At 31.4% G+C, this 18,969-nt stretch carries 13 protein-coding genes; 4 read left to right on the forward strand and 9 right to left on the reverse strand.

Annotation, left to right across the window (positions count from 1 at the left end):
- Positions 1-411 precede the first annotated feature (411 nt).
- The 4 genes from B8983_RS14060 (at position 412) to B8983_RS13375 (ending at position 5,983) form a co-directional block, all read left to right on the forward strand.
- On the forward strand, positions 412-864 hold the full coding sequence (locus tag B8983_RS14060) for a hypothetical protein (RefSeq protein WP_159460910.1): 453 nt from the start codon (positions 412-414) through the stop codon (positions 862-864).
- A 231-nt stretch (positions 865-1,095) separates the two neighbouring features.
- On the forward strand, positions 1,096-1,779 hold the full coding sequence (locus B8983_RS13365; protein ID WP_084285963.1) for a hypothetical protein: 684 nt from the start codon (positions 1,096-1,098) through the stop codon (positions 1,777-1,779).
- Positions 1,776-5,129, forward strand: coding sequence for a YjbH domain-containing protein (locus B8983_RS13370; RefSeq protein WP_084285965.1), 3,354 nt, complete (start codon positions 1,776-1,778; stop codon positions 5,127-5,129). The genes B8983_RS13365 and B8983_RS13370 overlap by 4 nt, the downstream gene beginning before the upstream one ends.
- 77 nt (positions 5,130-5,206) lie before the next feature.
- Positions 5,207-5,983, forward strand: coding sequence for a WecB/TagA/CpsF family glycosyltransferase (locus tag B8983_RS13375; RefSeq protein WP_084285967.1), 777 nt, complete (start codon positions 5,207-5,209; stop codon positions 5,981-5,983).
- Here B8983_RS13375 and B8983_RS13380 read toward each other — a convergent pair.
- The 9 genes from B8983_RS13380 to B8983_RS13420 form a co-directional block, all read right to left on the reverse strand.
- A complete protein-coding gene (locus tag B8983_RS13380; RefSeq protein WP_084285969.1) occupies positions 5,967-7,172 on the reverse strand; it encodes a glycosyltransferase family 4 protein in 1,206 nt (401 codons plus the stop codon). The two genes, B8983_RS13375 and B8983_RS13380, sit on opposite strands and share 17 nt — an antisense overlap.
- Positions 7,169-9,304, reverse strand: a complete 2,136-nt coding sequence (locus B8983_RS13385; protein ID WP_084285971.1) for a glucosamine inositolphosphorylceramide transferase family protein — start codon at positions 9,302-9,304, stop codon at positions 7,169-7,171. Before B8983_RS13385 ends, B8983_RS13380 begins: the two co-directional genes overlap by 4 nt.
- Positions 9,305-9,310: 6 nt before the next feature.
- On the reverse strand, positions 9,311-10,396 hold the full coding sequence (locus B8983_RS13390) for a glycosyltransferase family 4 protein (RefSeq protein WP_084285973.1): 1,086 nt from the start codon (positions 10,394-10,396) through the stop codon (positions 9,311-9,313).
- The gene (locus tag B8983_RS13395) at positions 10,386-11,447 is read right to left on the reverse strand and encodes a glycosyltransferase (RefSeq protein ID WP_159460911.1); all 1,062 of its coding nucleotides are present in this window, start codon (positions 11,445-11,447) and stop codon (positions 10,386-10,388) included. Before B8983_RS13395 ends, B8983_RS13390 begins: the two co-directional genes overlap by 11 nt.
- Complete coding sequence (locus B8983_RS13400) at positions 11,434-12,099, reverse strand: class I SAM-dependent methyltransferase (RefSeq protein ID WP_084285979.1); 666 nt, start codon at positions 12,097-12,099, stop codon at positions 11,434-11,436. Before B8983_RS13400 ends, B8983_RS13395 begins: the two co-directional genes overlap by 14 nt.
- Positions 12,089-13,255, reverse strand: coding sequence for a hypothetical protein (locus B8983_RS13405; RefSeq protein ID WP_084285981.1), 1,167 nt, complete (start codon positions 13,253-13,255; stop codon positions 12,089-12,091). The genes B8983_RS13400 and B8983_RS13405 overlap by 11 nt, the downstream gene beginning before the upstream one ends.
- 710 nt (positions 13,256-13,965) lie before the next feature.
- Positions 13,966-14,985: an NAD-dependent epimerase/dehydratase family protein gene (locus B8983_RS13410; protein WP_084285984.1), complete on the reverse strand. Its 1,020-nt coding sequence runs from the start codon at positions 14,983-14,985 to the stop codon at positions 13,966-13,968.
- Positions 14,986-14,998: 13 nt separating this feature from the next.
- A complete protein-coding gene (gene tviB / locus B8983_RS13415) occupies positions 14,999-16,273 on the reverse strand; it encodes a Vi polysaccharide biosynthesis UDP-N-acetylglucosamine C-6 dehydrogenase TviB (RefSeq protein WP_304442187.1) in 1,275 nt (424 codons plus the stop codon).
- Positions 16,274-16,586: 313 nt separating this feature from the next.
- Positions 16,587-18,965: a polysaccharide biosynthesis tyrosine autokinase gene (locus B8983_RS13420; RefSeq protein ID WP_084285992.1), complete on the reverse strand. Its 2,379-nt coding sequence runs from the start codon at positions 18,963-18,965 to the stop codon at positions 16,587-16,589.
- Positions 18,966-18,969: the final 4 nt, after the last annotated feature.

The following is an 18,969-nucleotide window of genomic DNA, read 5'->3' on the forward strand; positions in this document are numbered from 1 at the left end:
AATTTCGCTTTGTCCATCTTGCAAGTTTCCATTTTGTTGCCATTGTTGGCAGATTAATACAAAATATCAACTTACACAAAATTATTTACAGCCTCTATTTAATTGATTAAATAAAGAAAAAATTATTAGCTTTCGTAACTAAATCAGATAATTTTTTTCATTAACTGATGTGGACATCGGATTTTTATATCCATTAAATTTGGGTAATTTTGATTTTTTATCTCAGATCAAAATAATTTGCTTTACTTCTGCCGCTACCTTGTTCCTTAAAGATAACTCAGGATTCGACTTTTTGCTTGGATTTCCCTATATTAGGATAAATCTCTGAAGATAAGGTTAGAAATTAAATAATTACTTTGTTAGAATCAACTAATACAAATGATTTATCTAATTGGTTAAAAGGAAAAGAACATGAAGAAATTTTTAGCTGTTTTATTAGTTTGTGCGTTTAGCTCTTCTTCGTTTGCTCAACTTGAAGGTGCGGCAGCTGGAGCATCTGGAGCTGGTGGTGGAGCAGCAGGTGCTGGGGCTGGTGCAGCAGCTGGTTCTAGTGCAGCAGGCGCAGGAGCTGCGGCTGGTGGTGCCGCTGCTGGATCTGGCGCAGCTGCTGGTGCGGCAGCAGGTGCTGGAGCGGCTGCCGCTGGTGGTTCTGCTGCAGCTGCAGCTGGAGCCGCTGCAGGTGCGGCGGCTGGGGCTGGTGCAGCAGCAGCCGGTGGTTTGGCAGCAGCAGCAGGGGCATTAGGTGTCTCAACGGCAGCTTTAGCAGTCGGTGCAACCGTTGCGGCAGCAGCAGCAGTGGGAGCAGCAGCGAATGCAGCAAACAATAACTCCAACACAACCGGCACGACAGGTACCGTTCAGTAAATATTGCTGATTGTAAATACCTCTTATGGAGGTATTTACAGGTTAATTTCATTGCATTTACTTTCTGAATACTTTATTTGTCTTTCTAGCCAAGCAATCTTTGAAAATAGATAAGCTGTTGGCTCTCTGTTAGGTCTATTTTTGCTTCGATTTTTTCTTCCCCTTCTTGTTGTTTGTTTAAGCTCATTTTTGCATGGCTGCTCGTCTCAATCTGATGCAGCTTGGAAAACCATGCAACTTGGTTTTAGAGATGATGCCGCTTTAATTGAGAAAAGTCCGCTGAAAAATAATCTCGTTTATTTACGCGTCAATCTGGGTGGCTTAGATGCGTTATTAGTTAAAGGGTATGTTGATCAAGATCCTCGTGGTCCAATTGATGTTTGGTACAGCAGTGATGGTTCGATTATGCGCATCCAAGCAGGTAGGTATCTGGGAAGCGTTGGCTTCGACCAAAATTGGCAGGAACTTTCCCGAAAAGATGCACCAAATTTAGAGATGATTTTGAACAATGCATTTTCTTCAAATCAAATTAATTCTGTCTCAAACAAACAGGCTACGAACTCCTCTTCTTCTAATTTATTTGGGGTTAAGAAATATTTCTCTACCCAGTCTTACATCTCAATACCTAGCCATCTTGTCATGCGCGATGAAAGAATCTCAGCAACAGTTTCCACGATGGTTTCTGGAACCTTACCAGAAACTATTCCCAGCTCTTTTAAAAAATACCTCGCAAATAAAAATCTGATTTGGGTCTCAGAAACACCGCAACCAGAAGATCTTTTTAAGAAAAAAGGTGCTAGCTTTGGCTGGTATGGCTTCATTAAAAACAAAGATACCTATCAGCAAATCATTGGTCAACAATGCTTCTCTAATCAGTTTTGTATTACTTGGATGCCTTGGCCACTTCAACCATGAAAAAAAACTTGCCAACATCCAAAGTACGCAAAGCTCTTTCATTGAAGATTGTTCAGAATCAATCTTCGATGAACTCAAACTTGATTCGTTCAAAGTCTCTTGCTACAAAGTTGTTGGCACTTATTCCATGGTGTCTCAGTAGCTTCTCTATTCTATCTCCCAGTCTTTATGCACAGTCGTTTGATGTCAAGACTGCTGATCGAATGAGTGTTGTCATTGGTAAAGATAATCCTTCGCTTCTTACTAAAGATGGCGAAAAAATGAATCTGCAAGGTTTGATGTGGAATACTCCCAGTGAAATTTCAGCACAACAACAACTCAAAGATGAGTTACTAAATTATTTATCGAATTTACAAAGCATTCCGAGTAAGAATGCGAATAACGTCACTGCCCTAGACTCAAGGACTAAAAATACTCCCTCCCTAAAAGTCTCTGGCATTGCGAATTTATCAACAGTAATACAAAGTCTACCTGTAACTGGTCGAGTTTTATTGCCAGCGAATGATCCTAGATGGTTAGAAATTCATCCACAGCAAGACCCCATTATTAGCTCTAAAGATAGTTTAAAAAATCCCGAAAGAAAGAATACGGTAACGCTTATTCAGGGGGATGGTCGAGTCTGTGTCATCCCTTTTAAGCGGAGTGTTTATGCTGTTCACTATACAAAACTGTGTTCGAATTCAAGTACAAAACCTGATTGGGCATGGGTCATTCAAGCTGACGGTGCGATAGAAAAAGTTAGTTTGTCTTCTTGGAATGCAAAGACGCAAAATTATCCTGCGGCTGGAAGTTGGATTTGGGTACCTACTCCTCACAAAGGTCTTGATCAATTGACCCAGCAACTTCCTTGGAATACATCTGGTTCTTCGAAGAGTAATGGCCCGGGTTATGAATTTGCCTATTATTCCGAAAAATTCTCTGCTGATTTTGCTGCTTTCTTAGCAACACAGGGACCATCTGACCAGGTAGGTATTTCTGAATTTGTGAAAGCTGATCGTACTTTTGTAGAAGATATTGTGTTTGATCTTAAGCTGGATCAAAGTGAGAAATATCAACCTAAGGATTCTGCAGTGATTGCAAGTGACTGGGGCAGTATTGGTTTGTTGCAGACTCCTACTGCCCGAATGATGCCAGCGGGCAGTGCACTTTTTGGTTATTCGCATACAACACCCTATTCGCACTACAACTTTGCTTTGCAACCTTTTAATTGGCTAGAGACTTCTTTTAGGTATTCTAATGATGGGAATGTGGCTTACGGTCCAACTAATTTTTCAGGCGCACAATCATACGTTGATAAAAGTATTGATTTAAAAGTTCGGGTTTTACAAGAAACGGTCCTATTACCCGATGTAGCCATTGGTATTCGAGATTTAGCTGGAACAGGCTTATTCTCAGGTGAGTATGTAGTAGCAAGTAAACGTTATGGCGATTTTGATTTTAGTGCGGGCCTTGCTTGGGGCTATTTAGGTAATCGTGGTAATTTCAAGAATCCATTTTCAGTCTTTGGCTCGAGTTTTAGTTCTCGACCTGCAACTGATGTTGGCTCAGGTGGTAATTTCTCTTTTGGTACTTATTTTCATGGACCTACTGCTTTAATTGGCGGTGTCCAATACCAAACCCCTTATCCCAATTTGACTTTAAAACTTGAATTGGATGGAAATAATTATCAAAGGGAACCCTTTAATTCGATATTAGAACAACGCAGTCCCATCAACTTTGGCGCTGTTTACCGTTGGAATAATGCCAACTTGACGGTTGGGGTTGAACGTGGAAACACAGCGATGATATCTATTTCTATTTTCGATAACTTGTCCAAGTTATCAGTTCCGAAACTGATGGAAGCTCCAGCTGTTCCGATTGCATATCGACCCATTAGTCCACCAAGTAATGAATTCATTATCGCAAATATAGATCCTTTACAAAATGAGGTAGATTCTGTAGCTACTATCCCTGCGAAACAAGTTTCTTCGAATACTGCGCTAGTTAATGAAAAGGTGATGAATGAGCCAAATAATCAATTCATTAGCGATAGTGGTGGAATTTCTAAACCAGGCTCTCCTGTTGTAACGATGAAGAATGTTCCAATGGATAGTTCCTTGGATATTGCAAAATCATCTGAGGATATTCGTTCGCAAAGTGGTTGGCGTTTAGTACAAATTGAGCAAAGAAATCGGAGCTGGATAGTTACTCTCGATGAAGTGAATGGTGTTTATCTAAAAGAGCGAATGAATCGTGTGATTTCTGTTTTGCACAGAGATGCCCCCACCTCTGTTACAGAATTTGTGGTCAAGTATCAACAACATCAGTTGCCTTTGATAAAGCAAACCTACAATCGTCAAGCCTGGATGATGAAAAATATCTCTTTATTAGGACCTAGTAAGTCAAAGTTAGCTGAAGCAGTTGTCTCTGAATATCCCTCTGAATTACTTGAATCCTCTAAGTCTTCTTCATCGACTGCGTCACAACTAAATCCTAATAATCAGGAGGACAATTATTTGTTAAAAGCTCCTGATGCACGCAGATTAACTGGTGGTATTGATATAGGTTATCAACAAACCATTGGGGGTCCTAATGGATACTTATTTGCACTTTCTGCCTTAGGTACTGCAGATTTACAACTTTGGGATGGGGCTTGGATTAGAGGTGTTAGTAGTCTAAGAGTCTTAGATAATTACGACAAATTCACTTATGATGCTCCTAGTAACCTACCTAGGGTACGTACTTATATGAGGGAGTATTTAACCTCGAATAGGTTAACAGTGCCAAATTTACAAGCCACTCAAGTCGCCAAGCTTGGCGATAGTCATTATTTCAGTGCTTATGGCGGAATGCTAGAGATGATGTATGGTGGTGTTGGTGGGGAGTGGTTATATCGTCCACTGAATAGTCCTTTAGCTCTTGGCATAGATCTAAATAAAGTACGTCAGAGAGATTTTGATCAACGATTTAACTTTTTAGATTATCAGGTGACAACTGGTCACATTACTGGTTACTGGCAAACAGGGTGGGAAGATGTTTTAGCTAAAGTGAGTTACGGTCAGTATTTAGCTGGGGATCGTGGATACACCGTAGATGTTTCAAAGGCATTTTCGAATGGTGTGAAGATGGGTGCTTACTTTACGAGAACGAATGTCTCAGCTGAGCAGTTTGGTGAAGGTAGCTTTGATAAGGGGATTTATGTTTCAATACCGTTCGATGCGTTCTTTACGAAGTTTAGTAATGATACGGCGACGATTTTATGGAATCCTTTGATTCGCGATGGTGGGGCTAAGTTAAATAGGTTGTATCCACTCTATAACTCTACTTGGCTAACAGATCACCAGATTTTGAATTTTTTACAAAATGATTAACATCATCAAATAAGATTATAAAAACTGTTTAAATCTAAATTATCAATTAAAAAGGTTATTTTTTAACAAATAAAGCTATGATTAAGAAAAAAGAAATTAAAAAGGAAAATATTCTTGGCTATGATGTTTGTACTCTAACAATCATTGAATGTGTACATTTGATATTTTCAACAATAAATAATAAGCAAAAAAAGTACTTAGCTTGTTTTAATCCACACTCTTTTGCTATTAGTTTAAAAGATTTATTATTTGCTGAATCACTCCGAGAGGCAGCAATTCTAGTACCTGATGGAGTAGGAATAGTTCTTGGTTCTAGGATTCTTGGAGGAAAGATTAAAAAAAGAATAACAGGATCAGATATATTTTATGAATTAAGTGATTATATTAATGCGAAAGAGGGATTTAAAGTGTTTTTTTTAGGTAGTTCTGATATCACACTCAACAAAGTAATTGAAAAATATAAACTAGATTATCCTAATATTGAAATTGCAGGGAGTCTATCACCTCCATTTGTTGACGAATTTACTATTGAGGAAAATAAAAATATGGTTCAATACATCAACATTTGTAAACCCGATATATTATGGATTGCAATGACAGCACCTAAACAAGAAAAATGGATATACAATAACATAGAAATTTTGAACGTTAGGTTTGCGGCCGGAATTGGAGCAGTTTTTGATTTTTATTGTGGTAATGTAAATAGAAATAATATATTACTCACTAATATAGGATTAGAATGGTTTTCAAGATTAATTCAAGAACCTAAAAGACTTTGGAAAAGAACATTCATTTCTGCACCTATCTTCATTTATTACATATTAAAGAGTAAAGTTATTAAGACTTTATATTAATAGCATTTATATAAATATTCATAAGTTTTTTATAGCTAGTTTCAGAAGTATAGTATTTTATAAAAGTTGCGTAAGCGTTAATTGATAATAACTCAAGTGATGATTGATCTAGCCAATAAGATCTAACTTTGATAAATAAAGAGTTTGGAGAAAAAGGATCAAATAAAATACCATTTTGATGGTCAGTTACAATTTCAGGTAAAGGGCCTAGATTTGAAACAGCGACTGGTGTTCCATAAGCAAAAGATTCAGCAATCACCATTGGGAAACCTTCATAGCATTCTGATGGAATAATTGTAAGTTTAGAGTTACCTATTTGCTCTTTAATGGATACTTCATCTAAATATCCGAGTAATTTAATGTTATGTGGAAAGGATTCTAGGAGAATTTTAATTTTATGCTGTAAAACACCATCACCTATGATTCTTAATTCAGGAGCTTTATCACCCCAAATTTTCCACGCATTAATAAGAGTAACAATTCCCTTTTCTTCCGACAGTCTTCCAACATAAACAATATAATCTCTCCTTTTATTCCATTCAATATAATTTGAATTACCTGAATAAAAATTAGGCCTAACTTTAATTAATGAAGATGATATGCCCGCTCGGGTCAACAAATTAGATTGAAAATGAGAAAAAGCAATATATGTAGTAATATTTTTATTGAGAACATTAAAAAATCTAAGAAACCAAACTGAAATAGCTACCGGTAAAGTTGCAACCCTACTATTACGATAACAACCAAAAACTAATGAAAACCATGGTGATTTGTTGTCAATACAAAGAGTACAAATTTGATTATTTCTAAGAGGAATTGCAGCAGGACAAAAGTATCTATAGTTATGAAGTGTTGCAATAATAGGAATTTTTTTTGGTGCAAAATAAAAAATCGAAGGAGATATTAATGGAAACACATTATGAATATGAATTACTTCCGGACGAAAAATTGAAACAATCAATTTAAATCTAAAAGCAGAAAAAATATTAAATGGGGTAGAAAAACCACCAATTAATTTACCTAAAAAGCCAAATAGAATATTATCACTTCTTATGGCATCACTTGAACATGTAAAGGTAGAAACTTTATGACCATATTCAATTAATAAATTTTTATCATTTAAAAAAGCAATATTTTCTCCTGATGGATTTCGGGAACCATAAAAATTATGAACTAATAAAATTCTCATTTATAACTCAACAATAAATATTTAAAACGATAAAAGAAATGAATAAATGCAAAAGAGATTTTAGATCTATCAATAACAACTAGATTCTTATCGATACTAAAAGTATGATATTTAAAAGAATTAGAAGTCTTAATATTAAAATCTAAAAATATGTTGTGAGATGTAAAGTTTCCATTACTAAATCTACCAACATTTAACATTATAGACTTACCATAGTCTTCAGTACAATTTTGTAAAAATCTGTAATATAAATCATTATTGTAAAAAGCAGAACCACCACCTCTTAAAGCAAGGTTAGAATTTTCAAAATAAAAAATTTCGTTAGGTATATCGTTAAAGATATCCATAACAGAATAAATTTTAAGATCAAAATTAGAATCGTACACAAAAATTAAATAACAATTATTGTTAAATATAATTTGACAATCTGCATATTCTACATTCGTAAAAAAATATCTAATAAATTCTAAGCGAAAAGGGAATAAGTGTAATCTATAGAGGCATAATTGCTTTAATGATTTTTCTTCTATAATTAAAAAAATATTACCATCGATAGTAATTGGAAATGGAAATGATCGGTGATGGGTACAACTTGTGAGATCTACATAGTTATCAATGTTGGGGGAATCCACATTAATTTCTGCGATTGAGATAACACCATTATAACTTTTCAAATCCATACGTTCAAAAACTATATACGTCTTATTTTCAAAACTAAAAATAAACGGGTCGGCAGTAAATAACGTATGTTTAGGGTTTGGAAACCAAATAAAGTCGTTAATATTAAATTCACTAATTGAAATATTGGATATATTGGATGTATATTTTTTGTAAAATCCTATTTGCCACTTTTCGAAAAAAAATAATTTATAAATATTTAAAAATGAGAAGTAAAGTATATTGATAATATTTTTATTAGTTGTGATTTTAACATTATAGAAAAAAAGTGATGATATAAAATAAGATAATCCATAAAATAAAATAAAATATGATAAATCAAGTTTACAATAAAAAGATAAAGGAAATAACAATACTATAAGAAATAAATGAAAGATTCTTGATTTTAAAATAATATTAAATTTATTATTAGCTAATGCGATTTTAAAAGGGATTTCAACATAGGAATAAGAAAGTCTAAAATATAATCCTAAAGAGATAATTAACAAAGATAAATTTAGTTTAATATCGAAATATAACTCATAGATATAACTGTAGGAAATATAAAATAAAATACTAAAAAAAATGGAACATAGGAATGTACATAAAACAAATAAGCTTAATATATTTTTGTCTTTATCCTGAAAATTTCTTTTAGAGATTGCGGAAAAGAATGATGTATAAATAGAGGTCAATATCAATGAAAGGCCCTCGTAGGACTTTAATATAAAATCAATTATTATTAAAGAATTAGATCCATACAATCCACCAATCCCCAATCTTAGTATTGGCTGTATTATCTGATTAAGAATACCAACAGTACCAAACTTAAAATAATTATTTAATGATGGAATAAAAGATGTTGATAAAGTATTATTGAAATAAATATCAATTAATGAGAAATGTTTTTTCAGGAAATACATTTGAATTATGGCTATAAAAAATAAGCCAATAATTACACCCGTGATTGGGTTAATCGTAGGCACAAACTTAATTGAAATAATAGGAAATAAAATAAGTAATAATGTTTGTGCAAGTGATATATACTCGTTTATATACTGCTTTAATTGAGATTCAATTAAAGCTTTATTAAAATTAATTACTCCATTCAAAATAAAAGCCACAAATATAAATTTTATTACTAAATTATCATTTAGGTTACTGCGATATATTAATAAATATAGGACAAGCAATACAAAAAATAATAACAACTGAGATAATAAAGTAACAGAAAAAAATTCATTTAAATGCTTTTTAATATTAAAGTTATTATTCTTAATAAGAATGTTTATAAAATTTTTCGAGAATCCAAAATCAGATAAATTTGAAACAAAAATAATAACATTTAAATATATAAATTGAACATAATATTCATGCCCTATTAATCTAAATAAAAAAGAACCGCCAATTAAAGAAATTAATATACTTCCAAAAGAATTTGTTAATCCTGAGATTGCTCCTTTTAATATATACATTTAAATTTATCTGTTTAATATTTTTATAGAATCAACAATACCTTTTAGAGCACTATCATAATTAAAATGATTTACAATTTGAACACCATTCGAAGACATTTTGTGCCATAAATGTTTATTATTTAAAATTTTAAGCGCTTTATTTCTCCACTCTTCAATATCATTATTTCCTAAAACATAACCATTTATATCATTAGCTACCAAATCATTCGCTGCTCCAGCTTTATTTGAAATAATAACTGGAGTACCGCTAGCTAAAGCTTCATTTGCTACCAATCCCCAAGCATCAAACTCTGATGTTAATAGTAATATCTTAGACGTGCCATACAATTTAACTAACTGATCTGATTGAACAAAGCCACTATAGTAAAAATCAACACTATAAGTTTTAAGTAGATTCAACAACTCTTCTCTACATTCACCATCACCGATAATATGAACTCTAATTTTTCTTATTTTATTTACTTCATTGCATATATCAGCAAACATTCTTGGCAATTTTCTATCAACTATTCTTCCACAGTATAGAATATCAAACTCTCTATCTTCATATTTATGAAATTGATAAAGTTTATTATCGACGCAGAGATTACTATAAAATATTTTATTATTAGAAACTCCATAATTTTTGAGAAGTTTTTTCCCGCCTAATCCAGTACAAATATATGAAGAAAATTTTCGAAATAAAAACTTACGAATTAATTTTCTTATAAAACCAATCTTTGTTTCAGAATCAAGAGTGCCATCGGTCCAATAAATGAGTTTCCCTTTATTATAAAATGCCCAAAATATTGCTATAAGATTTGTTGGATTGAAAGATGTGATTATCAAAATTTCCGGTTTAATTTTGTTAAGAACTTTAAATATTTCAAAATTTAAATGAAAATAAAAGCCATTTTTACCTTTAATTTGTTTACTTTTCTTTAAAATATAATTGTTATGATCATTTATCCTAGGGATTGTCCATAAACGATCTGGTTCAACTTCTGCACAATAGATAACAGTAATATTTGATTCACATAATAAATCAAATAATTTAGATCTATATGGGGTGGGAATGTTCGTTAATATAACAATTTTCTTATTCATCATTAATAATAATCATTTCGAATTTATTACTATAATTTTTAATTGAGAGCTCTTCTCGAATAGTTTTAATCTGTTCAAAGTCTGAATTATTTTTATTAATGTTACTTTTTATTGATTTCGAAATTAAATTTAAATTTTTTGTATCTACAATATGGACATTATTCAAATGTCCAATTATTTCCTGACAAGCTCCCTTATCTGATATGATTACTTCCAAACCAGAAAGTGCTGCCTCAATTGGAGCAAGTCCAAATCCCTCTACTTCACATGGGTGAACAAATATACTAAATCTATTTAAATTATCCCTTAAGATTTGATACCCTTCAAATATAATGTTGTTTTTTAAATCCTCTGAAATTAACATCATTAATTCTTCTTTATGAGGTCCATTGCCCAAAAGTATTAAGTTACAATTTTGATTAATAATTATTGATTTATCTAATGCCAATATTAGACTTTCATAATTTTTAATTTTAGTTAATCCGCCACATGCTCCTATTACTTTAGTTTTTGGTTTAGTATAGTTATTTATATACTTTGTTACAGGATTGTAGAGTATAGTCGAATTTTTATTAATATAACCATTTTCCAAATATTTATCTAATGTATACTTACTATTTGATATTATTCCATTAGATTTAGTGTATAAATATTTGAATAAAATTTCATGTTGAACTGTTTTTTTATAATTTATTCCTGTTAAACAGATATGATATGACTTACTTATTTTAAATAGTCTGCTAAAATATCCGAATAAATAACCTCTTGGAAAATATGAAACTAAAAATATTTCCTTTTTTTGTTTTTTTAATTTCAATAATTGATATAAAAAAAATATGATTGACTTTTTTTGCTCTGATATTAGAATATCTTTTAATTTATTACTTTCTTTTAATTTTTGTAATTTTTGTGTATCTTCCTCCATCCACACATCATATAAAAATATTTTATGTAAATTATTATTTTTCTCAACTAAATCTAGTACTCTTCTTGCAGTTCCTCCATATTCAGATATAGAAGGCAATAGGTGAATAATTATATTATTTTTTTCCATAAACAACATATCCAATAACAGACCTGTTACTTACATAGATACTTGTTTTTTTTGGTAATATTCTATAAATTACCAAATCTAAACAATAAAAAAAAATAAATAATATAAATCTTACATATCTATATTTAAGAAAGTATATTTCTATAATACTTAATAAGTATATAAATGGACCGTGTAATATTGGTATTACCTTTTTTTCAGTTAGCAACAAAGTACTTAGCACTTTATTATAGTAATCTTCTCTTGGTCTCCAAAGATCAACTCCATTCTCTGGGGCATAATTCAACGAATATGGTGTAACTATTAATATAGTACTTTTTGATACTCGATATAGTTCTTTAATCAGGTTTTCACTATTATAGATGTATTGTAAGACATGAAACAATGATATCCCTTCAAATTCTTGATTACTGTAAGGTAATTTCTCCTCTAAGTTAATGTAATAAGTATTATTCGTAGCATTTATATCTGAATTTACTACACTTGCATTTTTATTTTTACATAAATAATTATATTCAGGTGAACCATTAATTCCAGATCCTAAATCAAGCCACTGTCCATTGATTTCAATTTTTAAATTTTTTAATATATCAATTTCCAAAGCTCTTATTATAGTTAACCCCTCCAAAATTAAAATGCATTTATTTTTCATAATATGTAATTGTTAATGAAGAATATAATAAAAAAATCCCAAAATAAAATGTAAATAATGAAAGTGTAAACCCTGCTCCAAAGTAAATTAAAATAATTGCTGCATTAATATAATTCCTACTATTGATTTTTTTTATATTAACATAAAGCGATATAAAATAAATTAAAGTTCCTATAATTCCAAATTTCAGAGCTAGATCTAAGAATCCACCATCTATAACTCGTACTGTTTCATCAAACCTACTCAAAGAATTATACTCGTATGATTTTGAAATGCTTGATTCATTACTTACTAATCCAACACCAAGCATTAAATTATCTAAGGCATCTTCGTATCTATTTTTATTAATCTCACTTCTTGAGATTAAAGATTCATTACCGAAATAATTTTCAGTAGTAATATTTTCTATAAATATATTACTAAACATAATTATAAAAACACTTATCGTTATTAATAATACTTTACCTATATTTTTAATATTATTTTTTTCTAAATAATAACCTAACAATATTGCAATGTTCATTATTAACAAACTTCGATGCCCCTCATACCACCCACATATAAATATCAGTAATATTATTATTATTTTCTTTAATCTTGCATTTATTCTATATAATTCTATTATTAATAACACATTAAAAACAGTTACTGGCACTATATGCAAACCAATCTTATCGTATGATTCTAACTCTGAATAGCCAGGCATTTGAATATCATACCCTACAAATAATATAGTTATTATCATGAAGTAATAACCTATATACCTAAAGATATTTATGAGCCAATATCTTAATATCCTTCTGTATCCTTCTGATACAATCATTATTAATGGTAAGAAAGTTATAAATCTTGATATTTCACCAAATGCAAGCCCTCCGCCCCACTTAATCATTCCAACTGTTATTGCAATTACCCAAGAAGTATAGAATAAGCTTAAATATTTTAATATCATCAGCTTTTCGTCATAATTATTTTTTTTAATATAACTTAAATAAATAATTAATGAAATTAGCGTACTAATAATTCTTATTATTTTTTCCTCTTCAATATTTATGTTCACTAAACCTAATAGTTGGCTTTCCAAAAAAAACCAACTTGTTAAGTACAACATAAATATTTTTTCATTTTTTTTTAGATGTATTTTTATTAATTCCATATTTTTTTCATACAAATCTTTAATACCTTATTTTATTTTAGGTTTAATAGGTCAATTTAACTTTAATTAGATTCATAAATATGTTTCACTAAATTTTCCAAAAATATATTAACATCGGGATATTACTAATGTCTTTGATAATTTTTATTCGTTTTGAAAATAATATATATTAAATTTTTTATAAAGATTGTATTTTATGATTTTATTACAATTTATAATTTTTCAGGCCACAACCTCTAAAATAACTTATTGTATTTATCTCTTTTAATACTTACCATATATTAGTTATGCTTATTTTTTAAATAAGATTAAAAGCAAAAGTATATAAATATTATTAATACATAGCAAATACATTGATTTCTCGATTTTTTTGTTTCACACCACTCCAAATATCCAATCAAGAATATTTCACACTTTCTAATTTATACAAACAAATTTTAATGTCTCAAATTTTTTATTAATTTTGATTTGGCATTTATTAATCCTCAAGATTTATAATGCTTATTTTTACCACTTTACAAATCAGATTAATAATTATCTTGCATTTATTCTTCAACTGATAATGTCTTATTCATTTAATTTTAACTTGATTTTTAAAAATAAATAAGTTTTTTTAATTATTATTGGCCTTATTTTCTACTATTAATTTTCCAATAATTTTAATTTAATATTTTATTTATAACTTTATAAAATTTACTTAATTTTGACACTTAATCGATTAGTAATTTTTTTTGATACCATTCAATCGACTCTTTTAGTCCCTGTGATATGTTATGTGATGGCACATACTGCATATCTTCTTGAATTTTTCTTATACTAGCCTGTGAATGTCGAACATCACCTGTTCTAAAGTCCCTGTAAATTAACTTATTTTGCTTCAATTTTAGATTTAAACTAATTTCTTGGTATAGTTGATTTAGTGTTGTCCGATTTCCTAATGCGACATTGTATACCTCACTGAATTTTTGTAAATTAGTAGAAAATGCCGCCAGTAGATTTGCTTGTTGAACGTTGGCAATAAAGCAAAAATCTCTACTAGTTTCACCGTCTCCATTTATATAAATATATTCATCTTTCATCATACTTGCAATCCATTTTGGTATTACTGCAGCATATGCGCCATTAGGATCTTGTCTTGGACCAAAAACATTAAAATATCTTAGTCCAATTGTTTCGATCCCATAAGTGCTTCCAAATACTTCAGCGTATAGCTCATTTATGTATTTCGTTACAGCATATGGTGATAGGGGACTTCCTATTTTTTCTTCTACTTTTGGTAGATCTGTATTGTCCCCGTATGTAGAACTACTAGCAGCATATACGAATCTTTTTACTTTTGCATCTCTTGATGCAACCAAAATATTTAAAAAGCCAGAAATATTGACCTCATTATTTGTTATTGGATCCTCAATGCTTCGAGGAACACTACCTAAAGCAGCTTCATGCAACACATATTCAACCCCTTCACATGCTTTATGACAAACACTAAGGTTTCGAATATCTCCTTCTATAAATTTGAACCTATTCCACTGGTCTTGTGTTGTAAGAGTTTTTACTTCATCGAGATTTCTCTTATATCCTGTAGAAAAATTATCAAGTCCTACAACTTGTTGATCAAGTTTTAATAGCATCTCTAATAAGTTACTTCCTATAAAGCCAGCGACTCCTGTAATTAACCAAGTATGTTGTTCTTTTTTTAATCTATTAATGAGTTTCTCATATGCCGTCAAAATTTTTTCCTCATTAAAGTCGTAAATCGGTTTGCTCAGCACTATAAATATATTTCAAATCATATAGAGTGTGAGTTGATTTCCCAAGTAATCTTATTTTTTCAATTCCCATCTCTTTAAATTGTTGGTGAGCTACCGCTATAATGATCCCATCATAATTTTGATTATTTAGGCGTGTGACCAAATTTATGCCGTACTCATTGAAAGCTTCTTGTGGATTTACCCATGGATCAAATATATCCACTACGCAGCTGTAATCTAATAGTTCCCGGTAAATATCTACTACCTTAGTGTTTCTTACATCAGGGCAATTCTCCTTAAAAGCTAGGCCCATTATTAATACTTTTGCATCATAAATCTGAATATTTTTTTTATTCATTGCCTTAACTATTTGACTGGCAACATATGCACCCATTCCATCGTTTGTCCGCCTACCAGCAAGAATGACCTCAGGGTGATAGCCAATTGATTGAGCCTTGTACGTCAAATAGTAAGGGTCAACTCCTATACAGTGTCCTCCAACTAGGCCTGGACGAAATGGTAAAAAATTCCACTTTGTTCCTGCAGCTTGTAATACTGCTTCAGTATCAATTCCCATCTTATTAAATATTAATGCTAATTCATTAATAAGGGCAATATTAAGATCTCGCTGAGTATTCTCAATCACCTTCGCAGCTTCAGCCACCTTAATGCTGGGTGCTTTATGGGTGCCCACAGTAATAATTTGGTTATATAAAGCATCTATTATTTCTCCGGTCTCAGGCGTGGATCCAGAGGTAACCTTTTTAATATTTATCAAGCGATGCTCTTTATCTCCTGGATTAATACGCTCTGGACTATACCCTACAAAAAAGTCTTGATTAAATTTTAGGCCTGAGAAATTTTCAAGAACAGGCGTACAGTCTTCCTCGGTACAACCTGGATAAACAGTTGATTCATAAATAACAATATCACCAACTTTTAAAACTTTACCAATAGTTTGCGATGCTTCAATAAGAGGAGTTAAGTTGGGTCTTTTATGTTCATCAATTGGCGTAGGAACGGTCACAATAAAGCAGTTACATAATTTCAAATCATCTAAGTTAGTTGTAAAGGAAAGGTGCTTAGATTCATATAACTCTTCTTCATTTATTTCCAAGGTTATATCTATGCATGATCGCAATTGCTCAATACGATTTTGATTAATATCAAAACCTATTACGGTTCTTTTTTTCCCAAACTCCACAGCCAATGGTAATCCTACATAACCTAGACCAATAATAGCTAATTTAATTTGATTTAATTCTATGCTCAAAGTTTTGGAGTTTTTTAATTTATTCATTCTGTTTTAGTAATACTCTTTCGATACACTATTATGATTATATGTTTTTTATCGTCTATTTATTTAGATCTTAAATATTCTTTAAATTGTAAGTTTTGTTAACATTTCAACTTTCTTTTAAAGTTTCGAAATTAATCATTTTTATTTGTTGATTTTCCATAAATATGGTAGTTCTATCTTATATTATTTATGGAACTTTTGATTAAAGTGCTTTAACATAAAATATTTAAATACTTTATATATATTTAATTGATAGCGAAAAAAATGACATTTAATCATCTTAGTTTTGGTTTGAATCATCATTAGATTTTCCATAGCTTCCATAACGATACTCTTTGCCATAGCCATACTTACCATAGCCATACTTACCATATCGACCTAATAATTTATAGGTGCCATAGCCGTAACCATAGTTATAGCCATACTTGATTTGTGATGGAATAAATCCATTAAAAACTAAACCATCTACTTTAGAACCACCTTTATCTAGTAAATTTAGTGCTTCTAAAACCTCGTTCGTACTGCACATTTCTTGTCGAACAACAAACAGAATCATATCTGAAGCTTTTGCTAATGCCCTGGCATCATTCACTGGCAATAAAGGTGGTGAATCAATCACAACATAATCGTATTTTTCTGCTAATTGATTAATCATTGTGAGCATTCTATCTGACGAAAGTATGTCACCTGGATTTTTAATCCTTTTTCCTGCTGGAACAAAATCCAAATATGGATAAACATCATGCTTGATAACACCTTCAAGCGGAACTAGATTTTGTAAAAAATTGGTTAAGCCTAGATCTTTTATTGGGTCAAACTTAACATACCTTCGCATCGTTGCTTTTCTAACGTCCGCTTCAATCAGAAGTGTTCTCTTTTCAGTAGAAGCTAATAGAAATGCTAAATTTGATGAAATAAAACTCTTTCCTTGCCCAGGTACTGCAGAAGTAATCAGAATTACTTTTGACCGTGTTTTTTCAGATAAATTAAATAAAACAGAAGTTCTTAAGGAGCGCAAGGATTCTACTGGAGTGGATGTGGATTTCTCTTGTGAGAGCATAAATACCCCTTTATCTTCTGTTCTTTCTATATGCTCAATTTGATCTGGTGCAATGGGTAAAATTGCTAAAATTGGTAATGATACAGTCTGTTCTAACTTTTTAGGGTCTCGTATTAAGCCAGATAAAGTTGCAATTAATTGGCATACTAAAAAGCCTAAAATAATACCAAGTAATGCTCCAATAACTACAATCAACGGCTTATTTGGCCGTACTGCCTTTTCTGGATTTACAGGTGGATCTACTACAAAAACGTTACCAACAGTACCTGCCTTGGCAATTTGTAATTGTTGCGCGTTATTCAGTAAAGAAACATACAGTTGACTATTTACCTGTACATCACGTTCTTTACGTAAATATTCTTGCTGCACCTGAGGAAGCTTACTCAGTTCTTGATTCATCTGTGCAGACTGATTCACTAATTGCGCTAACTGTAAATTAAGCCCCTTGAGTAAAGGATGATCATGTTGATAACGTGATTCTAATTCTTTCTTTTTGAGTTCTAAGTCTAAACGTGCCTTTTCTTGCGCTGTTGATTGCGTTAACAACTCTTTTACCTCACTTGGAATATCTACCGTTTTAAAATTCTTTCTGTAGGTATTTAAATCTTGCTCTGCCGCTTCTAAATTTTTCTTAAGGCGAGGTAACTCACTATTTAAAAAAATTAAACTCTTTTCTGACTCTTCAGACCGGCGACTGATATTTCTTGTTACATAAGAATTGACAATTGCACTTAGCATTTCTTTTGTCGCGCCTGAATTTGTTCCCTCTAGCGTAAGTTTGATAATTCCTGATTGACGCTTAGTCTCTGCGACTGTCATCCTGTTTAAAATATTTATAATACTTGATTGCAGAGATGTTACTTTGATTTTAAAGACTGTGCCGGCTCTTGCCTTTAAGCTTTCTAAAGTCAAACTAAGTTGCTGATCATCACTGTGAAATGCTTTTGTTCCCTGACCTTTAAGTAGTACCTTACCAAAGTTATCTTCTAAAATCCATGATTGATTTTGCCCAACTTTTAACAAAAGCATTTGACCGTACAATTTTTGAGGTATTAATATTTCTACTAATTTTATTACCTCACCACCCCATGCGATTGAAGAGCTTTGCCCTTCGCCCCACAATGGTTTTGTTAAACCATCCGCATCTTTATCTAATATTCTGGATAACCAACCTCCAATTAGTGGCAGACGATTATCTATACCAATCAAGACATTAGCATTTGTTGCTTCTATTGCCTCACCAATCACTGTGCGCGAACGTAGGATCTCAATTTCCCCTAATACTGGTGACTGCTGTATATCGAGAGCCTTGGTTATTTGACTCAGAGCACCTAAATTAGAACCTTTCTTTTCCTCTACCTGAATCAGGGCATCCGTTCTATAAACCGGTGCAGCCAATAAAGCATACACAATCGCTATCGCAGTAATTAGCGCAAAAGTGGCAAAGAAAAACCAACGAAAGAAAAAAACATTTTCTAAAATATCGACCAGCGATAATCCGCCTTCACTCTGAATTAAAGGTCGATTATCGGAATTGTTATTTGAATAATTGCTACCGCTGTTATTCGAATTATTCGTTTGAGTCACTTCAGCGTTCATATAA

The organism is Polynucleobacter kasalickyi, from assembly GCF_900176405.1.
In the GTDB taxonomy this organism is placed as follows: domain Bacteria; phylum Pseudomonadota; class Gammaproteobacteria; order Burkholderiales; family Burkholderiaceae; genus Polynucleobacter; species Polynucleobacter kasalickyi.